General features: G+C 58.7%; 28 protein-coding genes. 15 read left to right on the forward strand and 13 right to left on the reverse strand.

Annotation, left to right across the window (positions count from 1 at the left end):
- Positions 1 to 92: 92 nt before the first annotated feature.
- The 6 genes from ACR3FC_RS05875 (at position 93) to ACR3FC_RS05900 (ending at position 4,360) form a co-directional block, all read left to right on the forward strand.
- A complete protein-coding gene (locus tag ACR3FC_RS05875; RefSeq protein WP_480473848.1) occupies positions 93 to 722 on the forward strand; it encodes an SH3 domain-containing protein in 630 nt (209 codons plus the stop codon).
- Positions 723 to 791: 69 nt separating this feature from the next.
- On the forward strand, positions 792 to 1,619 hold the full coding sequence (locus ACR3FC_RS05880) for an SDR family NAD(P)-dependent oxidoreductase (RefSeq protein ID WP_480473849.1): 828 nt from the start codon (positions 792 to 794) through the stop codon (positions 1,617 to 1,619).
- A 76-nt stretch (positions 1,620 to 1,695) separates the two neighbouring features.
- Entirely contained in the window at positions 1,696 to 1,899 is a 204-nt protein-coding gene (locus ACR3FC_RS05885) for a twin transmembrane helix small protein (RefSeq protein WP_480473850.1), read from the forward strand.
- Positions 1,899 to 2,471, forward strand: coding sequence for a cob(I)yrinic acid a,c-diamide adenosyltransferase (locus ACR3FC_RS05890; protein ID WP_480473851.1), 573 nt, complete (start codon positions 1,899 to 1,901; stop codon positions 2,469 to 2,471). The genes ACR3FC_RS05885 and ACR3FC_RS05890 overlap by 1 nt, the downstream gene beginning before the upstream one ends.
- A gap of 201 nt (positions 2,472 to 2,672) precedes the next feature.
- Entirely contained in the window at positions 2,673 to 3,431 is a 759-nt protein-coding gene (locus ACR3FC_RS05895; RefSeq protein ID WP_267364208.1) for an electron transfer flavoprotein subunit beta/FixA family protein, read from the forward strand.
- Complete coding sequence (locus ACR3FC_RS05900) at positions 3,431 to 4,360, forward strand: electron transfer flavoprotein subunit alpha/FixB family protein (RefSeq protein ID WP_267364206.1); 930 nt, start codon at positions 3,431 to 3,433, stop codon at positions 4,358 to 4,360. The genes ACR3FC_RS05895 and ACR3FC_RS05900 overlap by 1 nt, the downstream gene beginning before the upstream one ends.
- Positions 4,361 to 4,419: 59 nt before the next feature.
- Here ACR3FC_RS05900 and ACR3FC_RS05905 read toward each other — a convergent pair whose 3' ends face one another.
- The gene (locus ACR3FC_RS05905) at positions 4,420 to 5,223 is read right to left on the reverse strand and encodes a DUF6473 family protein (RefSeq protein ID WP_480473852.1); all 804 of its coding nucleotides are present in this window, start codon (positions 5,221 to 5,223) and stop codon (positions 4,420 to 4,422) included.
- A 164-nt stretch (positions 5,224 to 5,387) separates the two neighbouring features.
- Between ACR3FC_RS05905 and ACR3FC_RS05910 the strand changes: the two genes are divergently transcribed.
- Complete coding sequence (locus ACR3FC_RS05910) at positions 5,388 to 6,263, forward strand: 3-hydroxybutyryl-CoA dehydrogenase (protein WP_209506328.1); 876 nt, start codon at positions 5,388 to 5,390, stop codon at positions 6,261 to 6,263.
- 47 nt (positions 6,264 to 6,310) lie between these two features.
- On the opposite strand, the gene ACR3FC_RS05915 is transcribed toward ACR3FC_RS05910, so the two are convergent.
- From ACR3FC_RS05915 to ACR3FC_RS05945, 7 genes are read right to left on the reverse strand one after another with little or no spacing between them, the layout of a single operon-like run.
- On the reverse strand, positions 6,311 to 7,210 hold the full coding sequence (locus ACR3FC_RS05915; protein WP_480473853.1) for a lysophospholipid acyltransferase family protein: 900 nt from the start codon (positions 7,208 to 7,210) through the stop codon (positions 6,311 to 6,313).
- A gap of 40 nt (positions 7,211 to 7,250) precedes the next feature.
- The gene (locus ACR3FC_RS05920) at positions 7,251 to 7,520 is read right to left on the reverse strand and encodes an HPr family phosphocarrier protein (RefSeq protein ID WP_209506323.1); all 270 of its coding nucleotides are present in this window, start codon (positions 7,518 to 7,520) and stop codon (positions 7,251 to 7,253) included.
- 16 nt (positions 7,521 to 7,536) lie between these two features.
- Complete coding sequence (locus ACR3FC_RS05925; protein ID WP_209506320.1) at positions 7,537 to 7,929, reverse strand: PTS sugar transporter subunit IIA; 393 nt, start codon at positions 7,927 to 7,929, stop codon at positions 7,537 to 7,539.
- On the reverse strand, positions 7,926 to 8,807 hold the full coding sequence (rapZ, locus tag ACR3FC_RS05930; protein WP_480473854.1) for an RNase adapter RapZ: 882 nt from the start codon (positions 8,805 to 8,807) through the stop codon (positions 7,926 to 7,928). The genes ACR3FC_RS05925 and rapZ overlap by 4 nt, the downstream gene beginning before the upstream one ends.
- A complete protein-coding gene (locus ACR3FC_RS05935) occupies positions 8,804 to 9,274 on the reverse strand; it encodes an HPr kinase/phosphorylase (RefSeq protein WP_480473855.1) in 471 nt (156 codons plus the stop codon). Before ACR3FC_RS05935 ends, rapZ begins: the two co-directional genes overlap by 4 nt.
- A 3-nt stretch (positions 9,275 to 9,277) precedes the next feature.
- Positions 9,278 to 10,996 (reverse strand): ATP-binding protein, encoded by a 1,719-nt coding sequence (locus ACR3FC_RS05940; protein ID WP_480473856.1) that lies wholly within the window; start codon positions 10,994 to 10,996, stop codon positions 9,278 to 9,280.
- 31 nt (positions 10,997 to 11,027) lie between these two features.
- Entirely contained in the window at positions 11,028 to 11,732 is a 705-nt protein-coding gene (locus ACR3FC_RS05945) for a response regulator transcription factor (RefSeq protein ID WP_267364197.1), read from the reverse strand.
- 345 nt (positions 11,733 to 12,077) lie between these two features.
- Here ACR3FC_RS05945 and ACR3FC_RS05950 point away from each other — a divergent pair, with 345 nt between their 5' ends.
- From ACR3FC_RS05950 to ACR3FC_RS05960, 3 genes are all read left to right on the forward strand, one after another.
- On the forward strand, positions 12,078 to 13,676 hold the full coding sequence (locus tag ACR3FC_RS05950) for a phosphoenolpyruvate carboxykinase (RefSeq protein WP_480473857.1): 1,599 nt from the start codon (positions 12,078 to 12,080) through the stop codon (positions 13,674 to 13,676).
- 283 nt (positions 13,677 to 13,959) lie between these two features.
- Positions 13,960 to 14,346, forward strand: coding sequence for a hypothetical protein (locus tag ACR3FC_RS05955; protein WP_480473858.1), 387 nt, complete (start codon positions 13,960 to 13,962; stop codon positions 14,344 to 14,346).
- A 33-nt stretch (positions 14,347 to 14,379) separates the two neighbouring features.
- Positions 14,380 to 14,925 (forward strand): hypothetical protein, encoded by a 546-nt coding sequence (locus tag ACR3FC_RS05960; RefSeq protein WP_480473859.1) that lies wholly within the window; start codon positions 14,380 to 14,382, stop codon positions 14,923 to 14,925.
- A gap of 4 nt (positions 14,926 to 14,929) precedes the next feature.
- Here ACR3FC_RS05960 and ACR3FC_RS05965 read toward each other — a convergent pair whose 3' ends face one another.
- Entirely contained in the window at positions 14,930 to 15,694 is a 765-nt protein-coding gene (locus ACR3FC_RS05965) for a sulfite exporter TauE/SafE family protein (protein WP_480473860.1), read from the reverse strand.
- A 144-nt stretch (positions 15,695 to 15,838) separates the two neighbouring features.
- Here ACR3FC_RS05965 and ACR3FC_RS05970 point away from each other — a divergent pair, with 144 nt between their 5' ends.
- The 3 genes from ACR3FC_RS05970 to ACR3FC_RS05980 all read left to right on the forward strand — a co-directional run bounded on the left by ACR3FC_RS05970 (position 15,839) and on the right by ACR3FC_RS05980 (position 18,770).
- Complete coding sequence (locus ACR3FC_RS05970; protein ID WP_480473861.1) at positions 15,839 to 17,530, forward strand: acyl-CoA dehydrogenase family protein; 1,692 nt, start codon at positions 15,839 to 15,841, stop codon at positions 17,528 to 17,530.
- A gap of 252 nt (positions 17,531 to 17,782) precedes the next feature.
- Complete coding sequence (locus ACR3FC_RS05975; protein WP_480473862.1) at positions 17,783 to 18,337, forward strand: hypothetical protein; 555 nt, start codon at positions 17,783 to 17,785, stop codon at positions 18,335 to 18,337.
- Between the two features lie 40 nt (positions 18,338 to 18,377).
- Entirely contained in the window at positions 18,378 to 18,770 is a 393-nt protein-coding gene (locus tag ACR3FC_RS05980) for an META domain-containing protein (protein ID WP_480473863.1), read from the forward strand.
- Here ACR3FC_RS05980 and recO read toward each other — a convergent pair.
- The gene (gene recO / locus ACR3FC_RS05985) at positions 18,754 to 19,479 is read right to left on the reverse strand and encodes a DNA repair protein RecO (RefSeq protein ID WP_480473864.1); all 726 of its coding nucleotides are present in this window, start codon (positions 19,477 to 19,479) and stop codon (positions 18,754 to 18,756) included. The genes ACR3FC_RS05980 and recO overlap by 17 nt on opposite strands.
- Positions 19,480 to 19,613: 134 nt before the next feature.
- Between recO and ACR3FC_RS05990 the strand changes: the two genes are divergently transcribed.
- Complete coding sequence (locus ACR3FC_RS05990; protein WP_480473865.1) at positions 19,614 to 20,102, forward strand: RidA family protein; 489 nt, start codon at positions 19,614 to 19,616, stop codon at positions 20,100 to 20,102.
- 43 nt (positions 20,103 to 20,145) lie between these two features.
- Here the strand turns inward: ACR3FC_RS05990 and ACR3FC_RS05995 are convergent, their stop codons facing one another.
- Genes ACR3FC_RS05995 through ACR3FC_RS06005 form a run of 3 tightly spaced genes read right to left on the reverse strand, consistent with a single transcriptional unit; the run spans position 20,146 to position 21,542 of the window.
- Entirely contained in the window at positions 20,146 to 20,475 is a 330-nt protein-coding gene (locus ACR3FC_RS05995; protein WP_209598772.1) for a DUF1491 family protein, read from the reverse strand.
- Entirely contained in the window at positions 20,472 to 21,380 is a 909-nt protein-coding gene (gene era / locus ACR3FC_RS06000; protein ID WP_480473866.1) for a GTPase Era, read from the reverse strand. Before era ends, ACR3FC_RS05995 begins: the two co-directional genes overlap by 4 nt.
- A 33-nt stretch (positions 21,381 to 21,413) precedes the next feature.
- Positions 21,414 to 21,542, reverse strand: a complete 129-nt coding sequence (locus tag ACR3FC_RS06005; protein ID WP_480473867.1) for a hypothetical protein — start codon at positions 21,540 to 21,542, stop codon at positions 21,414 to 21,416.
- Between ACR3FC_RS06005 and ACR3FC_RS06010 the strand changes: the two genes are divergently transcribed.
- The gene (locus ACR3FC_RS06010) at positions 21,541 to 22,923 is read left to right on the forward strand and encodes a multicopper oxidase domain-containing protein (RefSeq protein ID WP_480473868.1); all 1,383 of its coding nucleotides are present in this window, start codon (positions 21,541 to 21,543) and stop codon (positions 22,921 to 22,923) included. The two genes, ACR3FC_RS06005 and ACR3FC_RS06010, sit on opposite strands and share 2 nt — an antisense overlap.
- Positions 22,924 to 22,959: the final 36 nt, after the last annotated feature.

Here is a 22,959-nt window from a genome sequence, read left to right on the forward strand (position 1 = left end):
CATTTTTCGACTCGTCACCCAAAATATGCTAAGATCTCATCAATTGATTTGCTGCCATTTGTTGATGTTACGATTGCTTTGGGGGATGCGCCATGACGCGCCTGATACTTGTTACCTTTGCCGCGCTCGGCTGGACCTTTTATGTGATGAGCGGTGGCCCTGATTTTGAACCGCGCGGCGTGCGCCCTGCCAAACCGGAACGCGTGGCTGTCGTGGCAGAACCGGTTGCCCCGGTCGTTGAACCTGCACCTGTCGAAGATTTGGTCACCCGTGCCGCCGTCAAACCCGCACTGGTGGTTCCACCTGTTGCCGAGGCGGTAACCCAGTTGGGTGAGACCGAAACAAAGGCCCTCCTCTCGCAGGTCGCGGCTGGCCTGAAAGCCAATCCCTCGCCGTTTCAAGACGAAAGCGTGACCCTGACTCTGGCATCACTGGAACAGGGTGTGACCGCACTGGAGCAGGTGGTCACCGACGCCGAGTTGCCCACAGTCGAACTGCCCACGCCTGCCGAGGCCCAGACCGACATCCGCGAGATTTCGGGCACCCGGGTCAATCTGCGCGATGGCCCCGGCACGATCTATCCCATCATCGGCAAGGCCGCGCTTGGCCAAAGGGTCGAGGTCCTGAGCGATTCCGGCACCGGCTGGCTGCGCCTGCGCGTGTTGCCCGCGCAACAGGTTGGGTGGATTTCAGCATCACTTGTCCGGAAAACATCAAACTGACGCCCGGACGTCATTGCCCTGCCGCAAACCCCGCCCTAGCTTTTGGCGGGGTTCAGCTTCGGAAGGCACATGCAGAAATCGATTCTTATTACGGGATGCTCGTCGGGCATTGGGCTGGACGCAGCACACGGAATGCGTGCGCGAGGCTGGCGTGTGTTTGCATCCTGCCGACAGCAGCGCGACTGTGATCGCCTGCGCGCGCAAGGGTTTGAAAGCCCCAGAATCGACTATACCGAACCCGACAGCATTTCCTCGGGATTGTCATATGTACTTGAGGCAACGGGCGGAACACTGGACGCGCTGTTCAACAACGGCGCGCATGGACTGCCTGGTGCGGTTGAAGACGTCCCGACAGACGCTCTGCGCCATATCTTTGAAACAAATGTCTTTGGATGGCACGAGCTGACCCGACAGGTTATTCCCGTCATGCGCGAGCAGGGCCACGGCCGGATCGTGCAATGTTCCTCGGTACTGGGCCTTGTCGCCTTCCCCTGGCGCGGCGCATATGTCGCCACCAAATACGCCATCGAAGGACTGACCGACACCTTGCGGCTGGAGCTGCGGGATACCGGCATTCAGGTCGTTTTGATCGAGCCCGGCCCGATCACCTCGAAGCTCAGGGAAAAGGCAATCCCGGTGTTCGAAAAGTACATCGACTGGGAGAACTCGGCCCTGCGGGAAAAATACGAAGGTTCGCTGCTGAAGCGGTTATACGAAAACAGTGCACCGGACCGGTTCGAACTGCCCGCCTCCGCCGTCACCGACAAGCTGGCCCATGCGGTCGAGGCGCGCCGCCCCAAACCACGCTACTATGTAACCACCCCGACATATGTCGCAGGGGTTCTGCGCCGGATTCTGCCAACAAAAGCCACGGATCGCATCCTTTCGGATATCTGAGACGTTATTTCCCGTTCGCTTTTCGTCACCTTGACGCTAGATGGGGATAATCGAAAAAACCGGACGGTGACTTTAAATGGACCCTTTAATGGTCATTCTGCTTCTGGCCATGGCGGCAGTTGTCGTTGTGTTAGCCCTGGGCATCGCGAATTTCGGCAAAGGCGGCATGGAAGCAGCTAAGAAAAGCAACAAGATGATGCGCCTGCGTATCCTCTTTCAGTTCATCGCCGTTATTTTGATCGTGCTATACGTCTATCTACGCGGGCAAGGAGTACAGTAATGGTTGTACTGAACAAAATCTACACACGCACCGGCGACGATGGCAAAACCGCACTGGGAAATGGCGAGCGTGTGGCAAAGTATTCGGGACGCGTTGCCGCCTACGGAACAGTGGACGAGTTGAATTCTTTTGTTGGCGTGGCCCGCACCGAGGCTGAAGGCGAAGTCGATGCCGCCCTGTCGCGGATTCAGAACGACCTGTTTGATCTTGGTGCAGATTTTTGCCGCCCTGAAATGGAGAAGGATGCCGAAGCGGACTATCCACCGCTGCGAATCGTATCCGCTCAGATCGACCGGCTGGAAGCCGAAATTGACATCATGAACGAAACATTGGAACCGCTGCGCAGCTTTATCCTGCCGGGGGGGGCGCGGCTGGCCGCGCATTTGCACGTGTGCCGCACCGTATCGCGTCGCGCCGAGCGATTGGCAGTCGAGTTGACAAATATGGAACCGGTTAACGATGTGGCCGTCAAATACCTCAACCGGCTAAGTGACTGGTTTTTCGTCGCGGCCCGTTGCGCAAACAATGATGGCAAGGACGACGTGCTGTGGGTTCCTGGCGCGAACCGCTGAATATTTCCCAGAAAATAGACACAATGCGGGCAACAATCTTGCGTGCCTCAAGGTAAAAAACTGCAAAACGCGACGTCCCGACGCGACGACGTGACGATTTTGCTCTGTTTTGCGGGTGCAGCAGACGTTATCAAGTCCGACGAGAGCATTGGTGGAGTCGCCTTCGCGGCTTGCCGTTTTTTTTGAGGAGAAAGCGCTACAATGAAGGTACTGGTACCTGTCAAACGCGTGATTGACTACAATGTGAAGGTCCGCGTGAAAGCGGACGGTAGCGGTGTTGATCTCGCCAATGTCAAAATGTCGATGAACCCGTTCGACGAGATTGCGGTTGAAGAGGCCATTCGCCTGAAAGAGGCTGGCAAGGCAGACGAAGTTGTTGCCGTTTCGATTGGTGTGAAGCAGGCGCAGGAGACGCTGCGGACCGCGCTGGCCATGGGGGCTGATCGCGCGATTCTGGTTGTTGCGACGGATGATGTGCACACCGATATCGAGCCGCTGGCGGTTGCCAAGATCCTGGCCAAAGTGGTCGAGGAAGAGCAGCCCGGCATCGTTCTGGCGGGCAAGCAGGCGATCGACAACGACATGAACGCCACCGGCCAGATGCTGTCGGCCCTGTTGGGCTGGTCGCAGGGCACCTTTGCCTCGGAACTGGATATCGAAGGCGACAGCGCCAAGATCACCCGCGAGGTGGATGGCGGGTTGCAGACCATCAGCGTCAAGATGCCGACCATCGTGACCGTTGACCTGCGCCTGAACGAGCCGCGTTATGCGTCGCTGCCCAACATCATGAAGGCGAAGAAAAAGCCGCTGGACGAGAAAACTGCCGCCGATTACGGCGTCGACGTCACGCCGCGCCTGGAAATCGTCAAGACCGAAGAACCGCCGGCACGGGCCGCTGGTATCATCGTTGGCTCGGTGGATGAGCTGGTTTCGAAACTCAAAGAAGCGGGGGCTGTGTAATGGCTGTACTTCTGCTTGCCGAAGTCAACAATGGCGAACTGGCGCTGGACGCCACCGCCAAGGCCGTCAACGCCGCCAGGGCGCTGGGTGACGTGACCGTTCTGGCCGCAGGTGGCTCGGCCGCCGCTGCCGGCGAGGCTGCCGCCAAGATCGACGGCGTGTCCAAGGTGCTGGTTGCCGAAGACGCGTCGCTGGGTCATCGCCTGGCGGAATCGACCGCCGCGCTGATCGTGGGTCTGGCCGATGGGTACGAGCATATCGTGGCCCCCGCGACCACCGACGCCAAGAACGTGATGCCGCGCGTCGCGGCCCTGCTGGACGTTATGGTGATCTCGGATGCCTCGGGCGTGGTTGACGGCTCGACGTTTGAGCGCCCGATCTATGCGGGCAACGCGATCCAGACCGTGAAGTCGAACGACGCCAAGAAGGTCGTCACCATCCGCACCGCGTCCTTCGACGCGGCGGGCGAAGGTGGCTCGGCTGCGGTCGAGACCATCTCGGTCGGCGACAATCCCGGCCTGTCGTCGTGGGTCGAAGACAAGGTGGCTGCAAGCGACCGTCCGGAACTGACCTCGGCTGGCGTTGTTGTCTCGGGCGGCCGTGGTGTCGGCTCGCAAGACGACTTCAAGCTGATCGAAGCTCTGGCTGACAAGCTGGGTGCCGCGGTTGGCGCATCGCGCGCCGCTGTGGACTCGGGCTATGCCCCGAACGACTGGCAGGTGGGTCAGACCGGCAAGGTTGTTGCCCCCGATCTTTATGTCGCGGTCGGCATCTCGGGCGCAATCCAGCACCTTGCGGGCATGAAGGATTCAAAGGTCATCGTTGCGATCAACAAGGACGAAGAAGCCCCGATCTTCCAGGTCGCCGACTTCGGACTGGTTGCCGACCTGTTCCAGGCAGTCCCGGAACTGACCGAAAAACTCGGCTGACCACAGCCCGGGATCTGAGCCCCACAATCACCAAAGGCCCGCCACCAAGCGGGCCTTTTTCAATTCAATCCCCTCAAAGCCACCTCAAGCTTCAAAGCAATCTCCCTATGCGCAGAGGGGCCGAGCATATGCTCGGCCACAGGCTGTTGCAGCGTCCCGAACAACACGTCCTCGATCTCGTCTGACAAGGGGGACACACTGACCGAGCATTCCACGACATCGGCACATAGCGGTCGAACCTGTTCGATCATGTCAGCGTCGGGCAGGACAAGGTCGCGATGCCGGTCTTCCTGTCGCTGTATATGCAGCCAGAGAAGAACAACCCCCGGCTTTATCCGGCGTATCAGCTCGGATGTGTTGCGCAACCAAGTCTCTCGCAACTCCTGTGCCACAACCTCAAAGCGCGCGTCCTTTATGACACGCAACCGTTCCAGCAAATGCCTGACAAAGTGGATTTCCGTGAAATCGACCTCGGGATAAAGGTCCAGCAGGTCGCACGAGGGTTCAAGAAACCGATCATTCCGACGCGGATGCACGCGATAAAACCTGTTCGACTGGTAAGGCACGTCCAGCACTTGCAGCACACAAAGGTCCGATCCTTTGACAAGATTTAAGACCCCCGGATCAGCAAGCAGTGCCTCAGCCCCGCAAAAAAGACTGCCAAAATTGATACAAGGCTGCGGCAATCTTTTTGCAAGCAATGCCGGGTATGGATATTCCACGAACCGGCCAAACGTCTCTTCTCCCCCCAGACAGGCCACATAGGGCGTCTCAAGATTTCCGGGCGGTGCCCGAAACCAAAGGTTTGATCCTGCATATTGGCACGCGGCCTCTGTGCTGTCGCTGACCCGATGAAAGCTCATACCAAGCCCCCCACATTTTCACCCAAATGCCAATTTGCGGCCTTAGGTATTGAGAATCTCCTAATGCGCGCATTTGAAGCAAAATTGACCGGTTCGATCCCCTTGCCGCCTGCCCCGGTCTGCCGATACTGTCCCGGTATCCTCCAGGGCAAAGGCAGCTGAACATGGAAGTTAAATCGGTCGGGGTGATTGGCGCGGGTCAGATGGGCAACGGCATTGCTCATGTTCTGGCTTTGGCGGAATACGATGTCTTGCTGAATGATGTCAGTCAGGATGCGTTGAACAGCGCAATGGCCACGATCGAAGGCAACATGGCGCGTCAGGCATCACGCGGCAAGATCACTGACGATGCGATGCAGGCGGCCCTGAAGCGTATTACAACCACCCTTGAATTGCCGCAGCTGGGACAGACCGATCTGGTGATCGAAGCTGCGACCGAGCGGGAAACGGTCAAACAGGCCATTTTCGAAGATCTGCAGCCACACCTCCTGCCGCATACGATCCTGACGTCGAATACGTCGTCCATTTCCATCACGCGTCTGGCCAGCCGTACCGACCGACCCGAACGTTTCATGGGTTTTCACTTCATGAACCCGGTTCCGATCATGCAATTGGTGGAACTGATCCGCGGTATCGCAACGGATGAGGAAACCTTCAAAGCCTGCAAAGCGGTGGTGGACCGGTTGGGCAAAACAGCTGCCAGCGCCGAAGATTTCCCGGCTTTCATCGTTAACCGCATCCTGATGCCGATGATCAACGAAGCCGTTTATACGCTGTATGAAGGTGTCGGAAGCGTCCAGTCCATCGACCAATCGATGAAACTGGGTGCGAATCACCCCATGGGGCCGTTGGAGTTGGCGGACTTCATCGGGCTGGACACCTGTCTGGCCATCATGAACGTCTTGCATGATGGTCTGGCTGATACCAAGTATCGCCCCTGCCCACTTTTGACGAAATACGTCGAGGCCGGATGGCTGGGGCGCAAGACGCAGCGCGGTTTCTATGATTATCGCGGCGAGGTGCCGGTTCCGACACGTTAACAAAACCGCCCTTGCCAAGCACGGTGTCGGTCAGATGAAGACACGGATCAGGATTGGCCTGACTTGCCCAGCGACATTGTATGGTTTCTGAGCCAGGTCATGAAACCACGCGGGTCACGCTCCAACTGTTCCATGTCCTGATCCGAGATCGGATCGCCAATGACTGGCGATTGCGGTTTCTTGCACGAGCGGACGATTTCATGCAGCAACAAGCCTTGCCGCAGGATCGGCGACAGTTTGTTGGCGATCTGGTACCATCGCGAGTTGCTGCCGGGAAAGAAAATAGGCACCACGCGCGCGCCTGAACGGCGGATCATCTTTGCGGTGAACACATTCCACTCGCGCTCGACCGCGGGGCCAAACCAGTCATCCGAGGACATGACGACACCGGACGGGAACAGCGCCACGACGCCGCCGTCTTTCAGATGGTCCATCGCCTTGCCACGCATTTCCAGCATTTTGGCCTGCGCCTCGGGGTCATGCGGAAATGGAACCGGGATCATGAAAGATGTCGCGGCCTCATCCAGACCCGTCAGGACCGAGCGGGTCAGAATGCGATAATCACTGCGGACCCGCCCGATCAACTCGGCCAGAATCATACCATCCACCATTCCGTGGGGGTGGTTGGCAACGACAACCACAGGGCCGGTTTTTGGAATACGGGCGATCTGCTCTAGCGGCGTGGTCAGGTCGATCCCCATCACCTCAAGCGCGCCACCCCAGAACCGCTGCCCACGATAAAATTCGTTCTTTTTCTCGAATTTGTTGACCATCCGCAGAATGGTCAGCTTGCCCGTGCACCATTCGATGGCGCGAATGGCCGTTGAAGTCCAGGCGTCATCGAACGAGTTTGCATAGGTCAGAGTTCTACGGTCGTAGATCTCGCCCTGATCTGCGGTCCCATCCACCACCGGGCTTGTCTTGGTCTCGTGCGTCGTTTCCGCCAATTCCTGGTCTTCCCGTTCTTCCTGTCCCGGCAAGGGCAGCTTAGAACCCCTCTCCGAACTTGTCGTTCACAAGCGCTTCCAGAGCTTCTGCCAATGCTTCAGCATCCGGCCCGGAGGTCTCGACGTCAATAGTTGTTCCGCGAGAGGCTGCCAACATCAAAAGGCCCATAATACTGTCACCTGACGCAGAAATTCCGTCCTTCGACACCTCGGCATGCGCGTCGAAACCTTCCACAACCTCGACCAGTTTTGCCGAGGCGCGGGCATGCAGACCTTTTTCATTGATAATTTTCAGGCTTCGGGTGGTCATATTCATCAATCCGGTTTTAGTCCAAAGTCACATTTTGCGCATTGATGTATTTCCGTCCAGCTTCCATTGCCTGGCGGACAGCATCACCAACGGGTAAGTGGCGGCTTTTGGCCAATTTAATGAGCATTGGCAGGTTTGCCCCATACAATATCCGCCGATCCTGAGGCGCACAGGCCCGCAGGCTGAGATTTGAAGGGCTGCCACCGAACAGGTCGGTTACAACGACAACACCGTCGCCCATATCCACTTCGTCAGCCGCACGACAGATTTCCGCCTGTTTTTCATCCCTATCGTGGTCGGGTTCGATCGCAATGGCCACAAGGCCGGGCTGCGGTCCGACCACATGCTGTGTGGCGGCCAGGTATTCCTGGGCCAAACCGCCATGCGCAACGATCACTATTCCGATCAATCCGACCTCACACTCAACGACCGACGTTCCATCTCGCGATGTCTAATTGCCACCTGCTGCCCGTCCTCTGCAAGGGCCTTTGCAACAGCTTCTGCCATTGCGACGGATCTGTGTTGCCCACCCGTGCATCCAAAAGCCACCGACAGATGTGCTTTTCCTTCGGCCCGAAAGGCCGGCAGCAACAAAGTAAGCAAATCCATAACACGTTCAAGAAAGGGTGCGTAATTCATATCCGATTGAACAAAGCGCGCAACGTCCGAGTGCCGCCCGTCCGCCGCCCGCAACTCGGGGCGCCAATACGGGTTTGCCAGAAACCGGCAATCAAAGACCATGTCCAGCCCGCGCGGAAGGCCCCGCTTGTACGAAAACGACTCGATAGAAACTGCCAGATGTCGCCCCCCTTGGGGCGCAAACCAGTTTTCAACTTCTTCCCGCAGCTGATGCACGTTCAGATGGCTTGTATCGATCAGGGTATCTGCAATCTCGCGTATGGGGGCCAGCAGCTCTTTTTCACGCTGAACGCCGGTCTCAGGGCTGGCATTCTTGGCAACGGGGTGCCGCCTGCGGGTTTCCGAAAACCGGCGCACCAACACGTCGTCGCTGCAATCCAGATACAGAACGGTCAAATCCACCCGCGCCATGCGACCCAGGCTTTCGGCCAGTTCGATAAACCCGATTGTCGAGAAATCGCGATTGCGGGCGTCAATGCCCAGCGCCATAGGGCGGTCGCTGTCCGCACTGTCCAGTAGGCGCAGCAACAGGCCCATCGGCAAGTTGTCGATAGCCTCAAAGCCCAGGTCTTCCAGGACATGAATGGCTGTGGATCTTCCGGCCCCTGATGGGCCTGTAACCAACACGATCCGCCGTTGCTCTGTCATTTGTTCGGCCATTCCGGGTGTACACGCCCATATTTCAGAAGCTGCATCAACGCTGCGGCCAAGTTGGGCACGCCTGCCCCGCGAAGCAAGGGAACAGTTTGCCCCAGCAGCACGATTGTCGCCTCGGCAGGCAACCTCTGCGGCTCGTTTTGATCCAGGTCCATAACATAGTCCAAAGGGACCGGTCCGAATGCATCCGCTTTGATCAAACCAATGTGACGGGCCTCGATCAAACCCTGTATCTGCGGCACGGCGGCGGCAATGACCTGATGGCCCCGCCTTGACAGTTCGACCCGATCATCCGCAACCAGCCCTGCCCCATAGGTCATCATCTGCAATGCCAATGCCGATTTTCCCGCGCCCGAGGCACCGACAATCAACAGCCCGCGCCCGGCCACTGTTATACATGAGGCATGAACACAAGCGCTGTCCCGGTCTTTGGCGTCTGACAGAGAACCTGCTTGCATGGTTTAAACGGGCAACCCCACCACAAAACGCGCGCCCAGCGGGTCTGACGTGATATCAGCCTCTGTCGGGCGGATATTCTCAGCCCAGATTACGCCGCCATGGGCTTCGACAATCTGTTTCGAGATGGCCAAACCGAGCCCCGAATTGTTGCCGAAATGCTCGGGTGGGCGTTGCGAATAGAATCGCTTGAACACTTTGGTCAAGGCCTGTTCCGGAATACCCGGCCCGGTGTCTTCGACCACGACAAGAACACGGTTGTCGCGCTGACGCACCCAGACCCTGATCGCGTCATTTTCTTCACAGAAGGAAATGGCATTGGTGATCAGATTGACGAAAACCTGCGCCAGCCGGGCCTCAAGCCCGTTGATGACAATCGGATCGGATGGCAGATCGGTGATATAGTCGATCCCCTTCGATCGCGCATCCTCACCCAGATATTGACCTAAATTGCCAATCAGTTTGAGCAGATCAAAGGGTTGTTCTTCTTCCTTGACCAGTTCCGCGTCAAGACGCGATGCGTTCGAGATGTCGCTGACCAGCCGGTCCAGACGCCGAACGTCATGCTCGATCACAGCCAGCAGCTTGTCGCGCTGATCTTCGCGCTTGACCATGCGAAATGTACCGACAGCGGATTGCAAGCTGGCCAGGGGGTTCTTGATTTCATGGGCGACATCAGCTGCGAACTGTTCGTTTGCGTCAATCCGATTATACAGAGCCGTTACCATGCCCCGCAAAGCGCGGCTAAGGCGGCCGATTTCATCCGGACGGGCGCTAAGATCAGGGATGCGAATGCGCCCCGGATTGACCCCTGTGCCCCGGTCCTTACCCATTTCCGCCGCTGCGGCCAGATCTGCCAGCGGGTTGGCGATGGTCGAAGCCAGCACAAGGCTCAGACCCACCGAAACCAGCAAAGCCACCACGAACATTTGCAGGATGCGTTCCTGCTCGCGACGGGCCAATGCGTCAATCTCGCCTGCTGGGCCGGTGATGGCGACCGCTCCGGCCGGGGTATCTTCGTAGAGGATCGGCGCAGCGGCCACGATCACGGTCTCACCTGCGGCGTCCTGAACAGCCTGCACCTGACTTTGGCCTGCCAGCGCCTGCGGGATTATTCCCTGCACCCGTTGTGCCAGCGTCGGTGCCTCGACCTCGGTCGACCAGTTGAGAAGGTTCGACACACCGATCCACACCGCGTTCAGCGTGTCGCTGATTACTGTGCTGCCGGTTTGCAGCTCGGAATTGGTTTGCAGAAGAACCGGCATGGCCGACACTTGCGGGGCGCCGCGTGTCCAGCCAATCAGGGTGCCACTGGCGTCATAGACAAAGACTTCGCCGCCTTCGGGAAGTGTCAACCCAGACAGCGTATCTCTTACGTCGAGGTTCCCAGCATCCTGTGCGGTGTGTTGCGCACCCTGTCGCAGCTGGGTTTCAAAGACGTTGCTGACCAGCTGCGCATCGCCAAGCAGATTGCGCGCTGTTTGCTGAACCGTCTCTTTCCGCGAATCGTCCAGGTACAGCAACCCCGTAACCAGGATCACCAGCGCGATCAGGTTAAAGGTGATGATCTTGCGCGCCAAAGGCGAGCCTCGCAGAGAAAACAGGTTTCTCTGAGAACGTTTTTCCCTCAGTTCCGCTGACTCGGAATCGTCGGGAATGACCCAGTCATCCCCGAGTACGACGTCACCGTCACGTAGTTCGCTTGCTGCTTCGGTGTCGCGCACGAGAGCCCATTACCCCTTGCTGGCGTGGCGCCTATTCTTCGTTGTACCGGTAACCGATACCATAAAGGGTTTCGATCGCCGAAAACTCGGGATCAGCCGCGCGCATCTTCTTGCGCAGACGCTTGATGTGGCTGTCGATCGTCCGGTCATCCACATAAACCTGATCATCATAGGCCACATCCATCAGCTGGTCGCGGCTTTTGACGAAACCCGGACGCTGGGCAAGTGCCTGAAGAAGCAGGAATTCGGTCACGGTCAGGGATACATCATTCCCTTTCCAGCTGACTGCATGGCGCAGCGGGTCCATCCGCAAGTCGCCGCGTTCCATAACCTTTGTGTCATTGCTATTGGCAGCGATCGCATCGCCGCTTGTTGCTTCTTGCCGGCGCAGCAGCGCGCGGATGCGCTCAACCAGCAACCGTTGCGAGAAGGGCTTTTTTACATAGTCATCCGCGCCCATGCGCAGACCCAGAACCTCGTCGATTTCATCATCTTTCGAGGTCAGAAAGATCACCGGCATCTGCGTTTTCTGACGCAGCCGCTGTAGCAGATCCATGCCATCCATACGCGGCATCTTTATATCGAGCACGGCCATGTCCGGCAGCTTTTTGTTGAACGCATCCAACGCGGCCTGGCCATCATTATAAGTTTCAACCTCGAAACCTTCGGCTTCGAGTGTCATGGATACAGACGTCAGAATGTTTCTATCGTCATCCACAAGTGCAATCTTTGACATCGGGCTCACCCCTATTCCTGCTCACTCGCGCAATAATTCGCTTATTTGTAAGGCATTGTTGGCGGTTTTAAGACGCCGAATCAATCCGTAACTGCGAATCGTGCCTTTGTTGCGGCAGGTCTGCGGCAAATTTGCCTTTATGCCCGCAAAAATATGCCCGGTTCTCGGTCATCGAATTTTTGATGGCGCTAAACCCGAGCTTGGTTGCGCTAACTGCGTCAAACCCGCCTGTTCATGTCCTGAACGACCATGATAAGACGCGCTCAGCCGCCGGTTTTCCCGGTACACTGCCCCAAAGGCGCCTCAGGGCCCAAAGCCCCGGCGCCGCCACAGGAGAAGACACACATGACATCTGGACGGGTTAACCCGCAATTCCGCCTCGAGGATCAGGGCATCGAGGGTCTGGGCAATGTCTATTATAACTTCATGGAACCGGCGCTGATCGAAGAAGCGTTGAAGCGCGGCGAAGGTACACTTGGAAATGGCGGTGCCTTTCTGGTCACCACTGGCAAGTTCACCGGTCGCTCGCCCAAGGACAAGCATGTCGTCAAAACCAGCAGCGTGGCCGACACCATCTGGTGGGAAAACAATGCCGAGATGACGCCGGAGGGATTTGACGCCCTCTACCAAGACATGCTGGCGCATATGAAAGGCCGTGACTATTTCGTGCAGGACCTCGTCGGGGGCGCCGATCCAACCTACGCAATCAACGTGCGCATGGTGACCGAGCTTGCCTGGCACAACCTGTTCATCCGCCACCTGTTGCGCCGTCCCGACCGCGAGGATCTGGACGAGTTCACCGCAGACTTCACTATCATCAACTGCCCCAGCTTCAAGGCTGACCCGGCCAAACATAACTGCCGCGGCGAAACGGTGATCGCGCTGAACTTCGACCGCAAGCTGATCCTGATCGGCGGCACCGAATATGCAGGTGAAAATAAGAAATCCGTATTCACCCTGCTGAACTACATGCTGCCCGAAAAGGGTGTGATGCCGATGCACTGCTCGGCCAACCATGCTGTCGGCAACGCGGTCGACACCGCCGTGTTCTTTGGCCTGTCCGGCACTGGCAAGACAACCCTGTCCGCCGATCCGTCGCGCACGCTGATCGGGGATGACGAGCACGGCTGGTCGGATCGGGGCACCTTCAACTTCGAAGGCGGCTGCTATGCCAAGACCATCAACCTGAACGCCGAAGCCGAGCCGGAGATTTACGCGACCACCTCGAAATTCGGCACCGTGATCGAAAACATGGTCTTTGACCCTGAGACCAAGGAACTGGATTTCGACGACGACTCCCTGACCGCGAACATGCGTTGCGCCTATCCGCTTGAGTATATTTCGAACGCATCCAAAAGCGCGCTGGGTGGGCATCCGAAAAACATCATTATGCTGACCTGCGATGCCTTTGGTGTACTGCCTCCGATCGCGCGGCTGACGCCTGCGCAGGCAATGTATCACTTCCTGTCGGGTTTCACGTCAAAGGTGGCCGGGACCGAGCGAGGCGTTACCGAACCGCAACCCACTTTCTCGACCTGCTTTGGTGCTCCGTTCATGCCGCGCCGCCCGGAAGTCTACGGAAACCTGCTGCGCGACAAGATCGCCCAACACGGCGCGACCTGTTGGCTGGTCAACACAGGCTGGACCGGTGGCGCCTATGGTATCGGCAGCCGGATGCCGATCAAGGCCACCCGTGCCCTGCTGACCGCAGCGCTGGATGGTTCGCTGCGCGACGCCGAGTTCCGCAAGGACGCCAATTTCGGCTTTGACGTTCCCGTCTCTGTCCCGGGTGTCCCCGAAGTTCTGCTTGACCCACGTCGGACCTGGGATGATCAGGCCGCATTCGACAAACAGGCCGAGAAACTGGTGCAGATGTTTGCCGAGAACTTCGAGCAGTATCTGCCTTTCATTGATGACGACATCAAAGCCGTCGCAATCGGATAAACGAAAAAAAGGGGCCGCTGGGCCCCTTTCTTTTTACCGATCCGCAGCTTCTTTAGCCGTCCGCTAAATACTCATCTTATAGTTGTATGTCATTAAATGCACATACAAGTGCGTTGTTTCAAAGTGCGATCTGCGCTAGGCCTATTTACTGTTGAAACGAAAAAGCCCGGCACATTCGCGCCGGGCACTGACTGAAAGGACTTTGTGGAAGCTCATATGCGCACACTCACAACGCTGGATTGAGCAACCTAATCAGGCTTCTAGTCTAAGTAAACGGGGATGAGTGTCAACATGGGACTGGCTGGTTGGTATTGCGATCAGTGTGGTTCAAATGGTCGCGGACAGGCGGCGGTTGGCACAGAAAACTACAGGTAACACCATGACGGAAATCTCGAAACTCACCGAACTACGCAAATTGATGCAAAGCATGGAGCGGACGCTTGGGCTGGAAAAACTATCTCCGGTTGAGCGCGACATCTATTACGCCGCGGAAGAGCTTTCAAAATCCACTCAAGAAGTGCGTACGTTCGGGTTGATCGAGCATACGCTGGTCCAAAGCATTTCGCGCCCAACGTTTTTTCGCGCGCTGAAATCGCTGGTCGAAAAAGGCTATCTTTCACAAAGTGGCAGCGCCAATCGCGGGCGGTACATCGTTCATGCCCCCAGATGACGCGCCCCGTGCGTGCACGGTGATGTGATCGCGATGCGCGGCTGGGCGACTGACACCCTTGCGGCTTCACTGGCTTATGTTCTGGCGTCGATACTGACCTTCGCTGTGCTGATGCCAATGCAGAACGTGTTTTTTCCGGAATATCCAAGCCGGGCGAGCCTGCTGTTTTTGCCGCATGGCGTACGGGTTCTGTCGGCCTGGCTGTTGGGGTGGCGCGCAATATTCGCATTGCTGCCGGGTGTGTTCATCGTCTTTGCCTATCTGGCGGGAACGGATGTTTTCCTGCCCACCCGCCTGCTGGCAATTGCTGTCGCCGTCCTGACGGTTCCTGCGGTTTTCTATCTGCTGAAGGCTGTCGGATGGGACCTGTTCCCCAACCCGAACCGCAAACCCTGCTGGGTTTGCGTTATGGGCGTGGGCATAGCCACATCCTTTCTGGTCTCTGGCCTGACCAATCTAGTCTTTGGCAGTGCAACGGTTGAGTACATCGCGTTCCTGATCGGCGACATTTCGGGCCTGTTCTTTCTGATGCTGGGTCTGTATTTCGCGTTCCGGTTTGCAGACAGGCGACCGGACTAGAGCTTCAGCCCATCAGGCCACGCCGCAGTAGGTTCAAGCCCGCCACCAGCAAAACGAACAGCGTGGCCTTGCGAAAGCTGGCCTGATCGATGCGATCCTGCAGTTTCAATCCGACCCACATCCCTAGCATGGCAGGAACGATCAGGATTACTGAAAACGGAACCGTTTGCACGCGCAGAAAACCGGACCAGACATGCGCGGCCAGCAGCATGACCGCCCCCAATCCATAGATGACACCCTGAATTTGGATCTGCTCTTTCTTCGGGGTATTCAAGGCCGTCAGATATGCAACTGTGGGGGGACCCCAAATGCCCGACATGCCACCCACGAACCCGGCGACACCGCCAACAACGGCCTCAACACCGGTTGATGGATGATTTAGCACCAGCCTGACGCCCAGAACCTGCACAAGGGCGAAGAAGGACACGAACGCGCCGATCAGCAGCAGGAAGACCGAGCCGGGCACCAGCGTGACCAGCTGTGCGCTCAGCACCAGAAAAATACCGCCAACCACCAGGAACACCCGAAACCGGCGAATAGAGCTGAGTGCGGCGCTGGCGCCCCCGCGAAAAGCCTGAACGCCATTGGTGACAAGGGTCGGCAGGATCAGCCCCGCCAAGGTCAGATCCGGCGGCAGAAACGAATTCAGGCCAGATACAAACACCATGGGCATGGCAAATCCAACCATGCCCTTGACCCACCCTGCGGCAAAGGCAACGGCGATGGCAAGTAACAGCTCTTGCGGCGACAGAAGGGAAAACAGGTCCATGCCCTCTAGATATCATCTGGATTTTCTTCTGCATTGCAAAAATGTTCAGGTAATTTTTGAACTTTTTAACGGCATAATTAGTATTTTTGTTGCGCTGCACGTGCAGCATGATATGACCAGACGACCGAGGAAAGGACGCGATTCATGGCCCATGACGGACAGGATATGACCCAAATGACAACTGATGCAGTATTGCCCGATCTTCTGGATTTGACGCGAGCCGCCGTGCCTGCTGTGGACGCCGTTATTGAAAAAGCCCGCGCATCCGTGCGTGGCATGGTGACCGCTGAAGGCCGGGTCTCTGGCGCATTGATCGAAGCAAATCAGACCGCCGCGCATGGTCTGGCCTGGCTGGCGACATATTCGCAGTCGCTGCAACAGATGCAGCGCTGGGCAGAAGCGCTGCAAGCCGATGGCAAATTTGGCGAGACCGAGCAGTTGCTGCACCAGATCGCGTTTGGCGAATATCTGCACCAGGTGGCGGGCGGTATTCCGATGAACCAGGGCGAGGTGGTGCGTCTTCAGGATATGGGCCTTGGCTGGGATGCGCTGTCGGGCTTTCAGTCGACCGAAGTGCAGACCCTGATGGCACGGGCCAATTCTCAGGCTGCGCGCAGCCGTCTGGTTGCGCTGATGCAGGATCAGGCCGGAGCTACGATGTTCGGCGCGTCTGGTCTGGATGAAGAGCTTGAGATGATCCGGGACCAGTTCCGCCGCTACGCGCAGGAAAAGGTCGAACCAAACGCGCATGACTGGCACCTGAAGGATGAACTGATTCCGCTGGAAATCATTGAAGAACTGGCGGAAATGGGCGTTTTCGGCCTGACCATCCCCGAGGAATTCGGTGGGTTTGGCCTGTCCAAAGCGTCGATGTGCGTGGTGTCCGAGGAACTGTCGCGCGGCTATATCGGCGTGGGTTCGCTGGGTACCCGATCCGAGATTGCGGCCGAGTTGATCATCGCAGGCGGCACCGACGCGCAAAAGGCACAGTGGTTGCCAAAGATCGCCAGCGCCGAGATCCTGCCGACCGCCGTTTTCACGGAACCTAACACCGGTTCAGACCTTGGCAGCCTGCGCACGCGCGCGGTCAAGGATGAGAATGGCGATTACAAGATAACCGGCAATAAAACCTGGATCACCCATGCAGCGCGGACCCATGTGATGACCCTGCTGGCGCGGACCAACCCCAACAGCACCGACCACCGCGGCCTGTCCATGTTCCTGGCGGAAAAGACACCGGGCACTGACGAGAATCCCTTTCCCACCCCCGGCATGACCGGTGGCGAGATCGAGGTTCTGGGCTATCGCGGCATGAAGGAATACGAGCTGGGTTTTGACGACTTCCATGTCAAGGGTGAGAACCTGCTGGGCGGAGAAGAAGGTAAAGGTTTCAAGCAGTTGATGGAAACCTTCGAAAGTGCGCGCATCCAGACCGCCGCCCGCGCCATCGGCGTGGCACAGTGTGCGCTGGACATCGCCATGCAATATGCGATCGACCGCAAGCAGTTCGGAAAATCGCTGATCAACTTCCCGCGCGTGTCCGGCAAGCTGGCGATGATGGCGGTCGAAATCATGATCGCGCGTCAGCTGACCTATTTCAGCGCATGGGAAAAAGATCACGGCCAGCGCTGTGACCTTGAGGCCGGTATGGCCAAGCTTCTTGGTGCGCGTGTGGCCTGGGCTGCGGCGGACAACGGGTTGCAGATTCATGGCGGCAACGGCTTTGCGCTGGAATACAAGATCAGCCGCGTTCTGTGTGACGCGCGTATCCTTAACATTTTCGAAGGGGCTGCTGAAATTCAGGCACAGGTCATCGCACGACGTCTGCTCGGGTGACCCATTCCGGCAGTCCTGTTTCCCCGACTGGCCCGGCGCTTGCGCCGGGTCTTTTTCCTGTTTTGTACAATCTGTACGCGGCCCGAACCATGCAGAGTACGTTTTGTACAAAGCAAACCATCGCCCCTCGTGGCCCGCGTGACGGTTACAAATGACCCACGTGTTTCAAAACTTCCCCCTTTGATCCCGCCCCTTTCACCGGTAGAGCATCAGCCGAACACGAGACGTCGCAATTAACTATTGGGAAACCGCATGACCCGACCTTTCCTTGCCATGTGCGCTGTTCTTGCGGCTCTTGCTCTGGCGGCTTGCACCACCTCGCAGCCGACGGTGAGCCGGAGTGATGTGGACGCGCTGGCGAAATCGATCCAAGCGCTTGGGCCCAATGTCGATCCGGCCGAGGCACAGCAAGCGGCCACGATTGCCTATGCCTATTCGCAGCAGCTGAAGCAGGACTGGAATGTCACCGACCCGGCGATCATCCACAACGCCAAGATCATCAACGGGTTCCGCGAAAAGGGCCTGTGTAATGACTGGGCCGAAGCGATGACCAAACGCCTGCGGCAGGAGAATTTCCGGACGCTGGATCTGCACTGGGCCACGTCGCCGCCGACCCCGTTTCGCATCATCCACCATTCGGCGTCGATCAGCGCCAAGGGGGACACGATGTATGATGGCATTATCCTGGACCCCTGGCGCAACAGTGGTGTCTTGTTCTGGGCGCCGGTGCGCGAGGATACACGATACAACTGGGCACCCCGGCTGGAAGTGCGCGAGCGGCTTCTGAACGGGTCTTTGCCCTACTGACCCGGTTTCGCCGATAGGGCTGATACGCTAGAACCCTGCCATGACACGCCTGATCCTGACCCTGCCTTTGATGGCCCTGTCTCAATGCGACAGGGATGAATCCGTTGCCGCCTATGGCGCGGCAGACCGGACATGGGCGTTGCAGGAGATCGACGGACAGCCCTTTGCCGCCAGCGCCCTGCTGCGGTTCCCAGAAGAGGGCAGGATCACCGGAAATGCCCCCTGCAATAGCTATGACGGTACGCTGAACGCGCCCTACCCGTGGTTCGAAGTTCAAGACCTGAGAGCAACGCGGGCCGCCTGCGCCGGGCTTGAGGCCGAGGGGGTCTATTTCGCCGCCCTTTTGGCCATGACCCAATCCGAAGTGTCAGGCGATGTGCTGATCCTGCGCAATGAGGACGGGCACGAGATGGTGTTCACAGCCGCCGAGTGACCTGATCCACAAACCGCGCGCGCGCCTCGGGCAGTGGGTTATGCCCCAGCGCGGGGGCGACGCGGTGGTTCAGGAAATATCCGGTTGTGCGCAAAGCTTCGGCAATCTCGGCATCCGGCGCGGTGCCTTCACCCCGCAGACAGGGCGGCAGCGGCAACATCTTGTCTGCCCATTCCCCGACCCCTTTGGCACTGACGGCGCGCCCGGTCTTGGGCGACACATAGACCAGCCCCTCGGTCGTGCCGGTCGCGGCGCAGGCGGTCAGGTCAAGGCCAAAGCCAAGTTCGTCCAGCAACGCCAGTTCCCATCGCAGGTAGGCCAGCGGCCAGATCTCATCCTGTCCCAACAGGTCCATCAACCGCTCGGTCCGGGTATAGAGCGCCGGATGCGCCTCTCGTTCGGGCAGGCAGAAGGACAAAAGCGACACGACGGCGTTCAGCCCGGACAGGGCCAGCCGCCCGGAAAACGCCGCCGCCGCGCGCGAGCGCAGGGGTTCGACCTGAAAGGTGCCGATATGTTCTTCCAGCCGCGCGCGCCACAGCACGTCCAGCTGCGCGCCGGGTTGCAGGATGGGTGCGATCTTGCGGCTGGTCCCGCCCCGCACCACACCGGCATGACGCCCGTGGGATTCGGTAAAGACCTCGATAATCGCCGAGGTTTCGCCGTGGCGGCGAGAGGTCAGTAGGATGCCGTGATCGCGCCAGTCCAATTCGGAGTCCTGTCGGTGATTAAGTTGTAGTGTTCCCAGAAAATCGTGAAGGGTTCCGTTCTGCAATGGTTTTGCTCATCAAACGCGGAAAGATACGTGAATCGCTTGGTCCGACGGCAGGGGACTGGGCATCTATGCGGGACAAAGCCGCCGTCTGGTTTTCGGCCTCGGCCCCACAAAAAATATGCTACACCAACCTCACCATTATCAGGTGGAGGAGAGAGATGACATACGAGCGCAAGCTGATATCGAACGGGAATCCCATGGAAGACATCGTGGGCTTCAGTAGAGCTGTCCGGGTAGGACCATTCATCTCGGTTGGGGGCACTGCACCCGTTGATACAGATGGCAACACGGTGGGCGTGGGCGATGTTTTCGCCCAAACAACGCATTGCTTTGAAATCATCAAAGCCGCGCTGGAGGAAGCTGGCTCTGGTCTTGATGATATGGTGCGTACTCGCGTGATCCTCACCGATATCAACAACTGGAAAGAGGCGATTGAGGCCAGAAAGGCCTATTGCCGGGATGTCAAACCTGTGGACACGATTATGGCGATCGACAGGTTCATCAATCCTGAATGGCTGGTTGAAATCGAAGTGGATGCGTTTGTGGCCAACGCGTAGATCATTTCCGCTTTGGGCTCAAAGCCGACATGCGTCTGGCCCGCTACTCCAGCCCCTCTTCACCCAGCAGGTGCCGGCCTTGCCGGTCTTCGACCTCGATCACCCAGAGGTCGGGGTCAAAGCTGCGCTGGCGCTGGATGGCGTGATCCACGTCGCCCTCGGGGCCAGAGGACAGTTCGACCCATGTGCGTTCGCCGCTCATCAGATCAAAGCTGCGCTGAAAGGCGGTGGCCTGCCCGTCGAGCGTGTTGAGCTTGACCAGAACCGCGCCCGCGGTGTCATCGCCATGGGCCACGACAAAGGCGGGGATTTCCTGAAACCGGAGCCGCGCCAGATAGGCGTGCACCCAGAAATCAGCGGTCAGGCGGGTCATGCGTTGCCGTCTTTGAAATCCAGACCCATTTCCGAATAGCGCTCGGATTCCTCAAGCCAGTTGGGCCGGACTTTCACTTGCAGGAACAGGTGGATCTTGCGGTCGAGGAACTCTTCCAGTTCCGCCCGCGCGGCCTGACTGACGGCCTTGATCGTCTCGCCCTTCTTACCCAGAACGATGCCCTTGTGGCCGTCGCGCATGACATAGATGACCTGATCGATTCTGGCCGAGCCGTCCTTGCGTTCTTCCCAGTTTTCGGTCTCGACCGTCAGTTGGTAGGGCAGTTCCTGATGCAGGCGCAGGGTCAGCTTCTCGCGCGTCATTTCAGCGGCGATCATGCGCAGGGGCAGATCGGCGATCTGGTCTTCGGGATACAGCCACGGGCCTTCGGGCAATTCGCCCGCCAGCCATTTGCGCAGGTCGTCGACGCCGTGGCCTTTTTCGGCCGAGATCATGAAGGTTTCGGCAAAAGGGTAGCGCGCGTTCAGGTCGCTGGTCAGCGCCAGCAGTTTCTCGGACGGCACCTTGTCGATCTTGTTGATGGCCAGCGCGATGGTGCGGCCCTGCCCGATCTCGGCCAGCCCTTCGAGGATGCGTTCGACCCCTTCGGTGATGCCGCGATGCGCCTCGACCATCAGCACGACGATATCGGCATCGGCGGCCCCGCCCCAGGCGGCGGCGACCATGGCACGGTCCAGACGGCGGCGCGGTTTGAACAGGCCCGGCGTGTCGACAAAGACCAGTTGCGCATCGCCTTCCATCGCAACGCCCCGGATACGGGCGCGCGTGGTCTGCACCTTATGGGTCACGATCGAGACCTTGGCCCCGACCATGCGGTTCAGGAGGGTGGATTTGCCTGCGTTGGGCTCTCCGATCAGGGCGATAAATCCGGCGCGTGTGGTCATGTGTCTGGCAATCCTGTCTGCAACTGCGCCCCCCTATAGCAGAAAGGGGCGGCGGGCCAGAGGGATTTGTCGCATTGCGGTGCTGCGTCTGCGGTGGCAGGACAGGCTCAGATGCCCAGCCAGTTCCAGCCCGGCAGCAAATCCTTTCAATGAGGTTGTCATGAAACGTCGCGAGTTTCTTCTTGGAAGCGGTGTCGCCGCTGGCGCGGTTGGGTTGGGCGGATGGTCGCTGGCAACAGGTGATGCAGCACAGGAACTGGTGCTGCAACCTGCCAGTTACCGGCTGCGCGAAGGGCTGACCACGGGGATGGTCAGCTTGTCGCCCGATGCGCCGCCGCCGGTTCTGTTTGGGCGACAGGGCGAGCCTATGCGGCTGAGTGTGCGCAATACGCTGCCGGATTACACTTCGATGCACTGGCACGGGCTGCGCATTCGCAACGAGATGGACGGGGTGCCTTACCTGACCCAGATGCCCATCGGCGAGGGTGAGCGCTTTACCTATGAGTTCACGCCACCGGATGCGGGGACCTACTGGTATCACCCCCATTGCATGACGATGGAGCAGATGGCGCGCGGGCTGACCGGCGTGATGGTGATTGCCGAGCCGGACGAGCCGGGGTTCGACAGCGAACAGGTGATCAATCTGCGGGATTTCCGTCTGGACGAGGATGACGCGTTCCTGCCTGCCTATACGGCGCGGGGTGCGGCGCGGGCGGGCACGTTTGGTACAGTGCAGACCGCCAACTGGCAGAGCGAGGCGGTCTATGAGCATGCGGCGGGCAGTCTGGTGCGGCTGCGGGTGGTCAACACGGACACGACCCGCATCTACAAGCTGCATCCCGAGGGGGCCGAGACCCGGATCATCGCGTGGGACGGGCATCCGGTCGAGATCGACCTACCGGTGCCAACGGCGGATGAACCGCTGTTGCTGGGCCCCGGTCAGCGGGTGGATTTTGCCGTCCGGATGCCCGAGGGCGAAGGGCAGACGGCGGACCTGATGGCCAAGTTTCCCGGCCAGCCGCACCGCGCCATGGCGCGCATGCGGGCTACTGGCACATCAGCGGCGCGCGATCTGAGAGAGCTGCGCCCGCTGCGTACAAATCCCGTTGCGCGCCCCGATCCGGATCGTGCGGAATTGCATGAGTTCGTCTTTGGCTGGACGCCGGAGGGCAGTGCCCCGAATGACGGGTTCTGCGGCACGCTGGGGTACAGTTTCTGGTCGATCAACCGCAAACCCTGGCCGGGCGATGCGGCGCAGGGCACCGGGCCGCTGGCGGTATTGGAACAGGGCAAAAGCTATGTCCTGCGGTTGCGCAACGAGTCGCCCAACCTGCATCCGATCCACCTGCACGGGCTGGCCTTCGTGCCGCTGCGATCCAACCTGCGCATCCTGCCACCACTGATGACGGACACGATGCTGCTGTTGAAGGATGAGGTGGCGGATATAGCGCTGGTGGCGGACAACCCCGGCGACTGGGCGTTTCATTGCCATGTGATCGAACATCAGAAAACCGGGCTGACCGGGTTCATCCGGGTGGTTTGAACGATGAAACCCGTCGGCCCGACACCGGACCGGCGG

It is taken from the genome of Ruegeria sp. AF3 (genome assembly GCF_056536285.1).